Genomic DNA, 3,012 nt, shown 5'->3' on the forward strand with positions numbered 1-3,012 from the left:
GCTCAGTACCAGTGGTGGGCCTGCCAGAACGACCAGGCGGCGCAGGGGCTGCCGTAGCGGGTGTTCATGTAGTTCAGGCCCCACTTGATCTGGGTGGCCGGGTTGGTGCGCCAGTCGGCGCCCGCCGAGGCCATCTTGGAGCCGGGCAGGGCCTGGACCAGGCCGTAGGCGCCGGAGGAGGCGTTGACCGCGAGCGGGTTCCAGCTGCTCTCGCGGAACACGATGTTGCTGAAGCACTGGAGCTGGCCGGCCGGCACGATCTGCGCGGCGATCTGCTGCGGGGTGCCGGAGTAGCCGGTCGGCGCGGCGGTGAGGTTCTGGCGCTCCTGGGAGCGGGAGGCGGCCTCGGCGTCGGCCTTGGCCTTGGCGTCCGCCTGGGCCTGGGCCTCGGCCTGTGCCTGGGCGGCGGCGTCCGCCTCGGCCTTGGCCTGGGCCTCCTGGGCGGCCTGCTCGGCGGCGGCAGCGGCAGCGGTGTCGGCCTGGCCCTGGCCGGCGACCGGCTTGCCGTCCACCGAGACGGCGGCCACGGGGGCGGCCTCGGTGGTGTGCCCTGCCTGCGGGATGGCGAGGGCGGCGGTGGCGGCGCTCGCGACCACGAGGGTGGTGACGCCGGTGATCAGGGAGTTGCGGCGGGCATGGCTGAGCTGCATGAAGCGGACGATCCTTCTCCGTCGGGGGCCGGGCCGGTGGCACCGGGGCGGGGGCATCGCGTGGGCTCCGGGGGAGCGGGGCCCGTGCGGCCGCCCTGGACGACCGTGGCGCCCCGGCGGAAGCGGCGGGGCGGACGGGCTGCGCGGCGGAGGTGGCCGGCCGCGCTGCCTGGCGACGGGCCATTCTTGGCAGGGCCGGGAGCGGGTGGCAAAGGCGTCCACTACTACGCGGGATCGTGGGTGCGGGGCGGCCGCGGCGGGCCTCGATGGTCGACTTGGCGGTATTTGTCCGGATTGCGCACTGGGGGTCGAGGCTGGGGCGGCGGCGACGGATCGAAAGGGCGGCAACCGTGGTGGCCTGTGTTCTTCAGGTGGGGTGAGGCCGCGGGCGGTCCGGCCGGGGCGCCTCGGCGGCGCCGGGGCGGGCGTCCGGGGGTGCCCGTCCACTACCGGCGATCGTGGATGGCGATCCCCCTGTGGGCGGGCTCACACGCATGCGGGGGCGAGGTCGGCGCAGCGTGACCGGACGGTGACGGCCTCAGGGGGTCGCGTACGGGTTGCCCGGGACGGGCCGCGCGGGGGTGGCGGCGAAGTCGGAGGCCGGGCCCTGCTCCTCCTCCTCCGGTGCGGTCGGGACGAGGTCGCGGGCCAGCAGGGTGGCGCCGGCGACGGCCCCCGGCATGGCGAACACCGTGACCAGCGGCACCAGGAAGGCCAGCACCAGCGGCGTGCCGAAGCCCAGGGCCAGCCCGAGCCGGGCGCGCAGCAGCCGGATCCGCTCCGGCTGCGGCACCCGGCGCCGCTGCAGGGCGACGGCCGTCAGCTCGACGGTCAGGAAGAAGCCGGACACCAGGAACCCGAGCACCGGGACCACCGTCTGCCCGACCACCGGGATGAATCCGCAGGCGAACAGCACCACGCCGAACGCGGCCACCCGCGCCAGCACGTACACGCTGTCGCGCACCGCGATCAGCAGCTCCCGCCAGAGCGAGGTGTCCGGCGGGGTGGGCGCGTCGCCCTCGGTCTCGTCGACCTTGGCGCAGAGCGCCTCGTAGAAGGGCTGTCCGACCAGCAGGGTGACGGCGGTGAAGGTGAGCAGGGAGAGCAGCAGGCCGCCGCCGAAGAAGAGCGCCGCGAGCGTGTCGCGCAGCAGGCCCCGCCAGGGGGACGACCAGTGGTCGGCGAACGGGGTGACCCAGTCCGCGAGATCCAGGGACCAGGCGCCGAGGAAGGCGAGCGCGACGACGTAGCCGACCAGCGTGAGCAGGGCCGGCAGCATCCCGAAGCCCCACCAGCGACCGTGCCGGCCCACCCATTTCTGGCCCTCGACCAGGTACTTCGTCCCCGCCACAAGATCTCGCATGGGCGATCACCCTAGGGCCTCCGTGCCCGGAACCCCGCATTGCCGTGTTCCTGCCAGTTTCGACCGGCAAGGCCCGGTCCTTCCTGCCACGGCGCCCGCCGGGCCACTCTCGGTGGTCCCCACCTGTCAAGGAGGAGTCCGATGAAGCGTCAACTCGGCAGACTGATGAGCCTGTTGGCCGGTCTGGTGCTCGGCGCCGGCCTGCTCGTGCTGCCCGCCGCCGCATCGCCCGCACCGTCCCCCGGCGTGGTCGGCGGCGCGCGGGCGGCGCAGGGCGAGTTCCCGTTCATGGCGCGGCTCTCGATGGGCTGCGGCGGCGCGCTCTACACCTCGCAGATCGTGCTCACCGCCGCCCACTGCGTCGACGGCACCGGCCCGGACAGCAGCATCACCGCCACCTTCGGGGCGGTCGACCTGCGCAGCGGCACCGCGATCAAGGTCCGCTCCTCGTACGTCTACCAGTCGCCGGCCTTCACCGGCGCCGAGAACGGCGACGACTGGGCGCTGATCAAGCTGGCCTCGCCGGTGAACAGCAGCCTGGTCAGCACCCTGCCGATCGCCACCTCCACCGCCTACGACAACGGCACCTTCACCATCATGGGCTGGGGCGCCGCGAGCGAGGGCGGTGCCCAGCAGCGGTACCTGCTCAAGGCCACCGTGCCGTTCGTCGACGACGCCACCTGCGCCGGTGCCTACCCGGGCCTGAACAGTGCCGGCTCGCTCTGCGCGGGCTACGTCGCCCAGGGCGGCGTCGACACCTGCCAGGGTGACTCGGGCGGCCCGATGATCCGCCGGGACGCGGCGGGCCGCTGGATCCAGGTCGGCATCGTCAGCTGGGGCAACGGCTGCGCCCGCGCGGGCTACCCGGGCGTCTACACCCAGGTGAGCACGTACGCGGCGGCCATCGCCTCGGCGGCGGCCGGCCTCTGAGTCGACCCGCAGGGGCCGAGGGGCCGGCCGAACCGGTCCGGCGGGGCCGGCCACCACTCCCGCAGGTGG

At 74.4% G+C, this 3,012-nt stretch carries 3 protein-coding genes; 1 reads left to right on the forward strand and 2 read right to left on the reverse strand.

Annotation, left to right across the window (positions count from 1 at the left end):
- Positions 1 to 2 precede the first annotated feature (2 nt).
- The gene (locus ACFU7Y_RS42360; RefSeq protein WP_224282356.1) at positions 3 to 650 is read right to left on the reverse strand and encodes a transglycosylase SLT domain-containing protein; all 648 of its coding nucleotides are present in this window, start codon (positions 648 to 650) and stop codon (positions 3 to 5) included.
- A gap of 538 nt (positions 651 to 1,188) precedes the next feature.
- Positions 1,189 to 2,013 (reverse strand): EI24 domain-containing protein, encoded by an 825-nt coding sequence (locus ACFU7Y_RS42365; protein ID WP_380771763.1) that lies wholly within the window; start codon positions 2,011 to 2,013, stop codon positions 1,189 to 1,191.
- 141 nt (positions 2,014 to 2,154) lie between these two features.
- On the opposite strand from ACFU7Y_RS42365, the gene ACFU7Y_RS42370 reads away from it, so the two are divergent.
- A complete protein-coding gene (locus tag ACFU7Y_RS42370) occupies positions 2,155 to 2,943 on the forward strand; it encodes a S1 family peptidase (protein WP_380771765.1) in 789 nt (262 codons plus the stop codon).
- The last annotated feature ends 69 nt before the right edge of the window (positions 2,944 to 3,012 follow it).

The organism is Kitasatospora sp. NPDC057542 (assembly GCF_042801945.1).
Lineage (GTDB): Bacteria > Actinomycetota > Actinomycetes > Streptomycetales > Streptomycetaceae > Kitasatospora.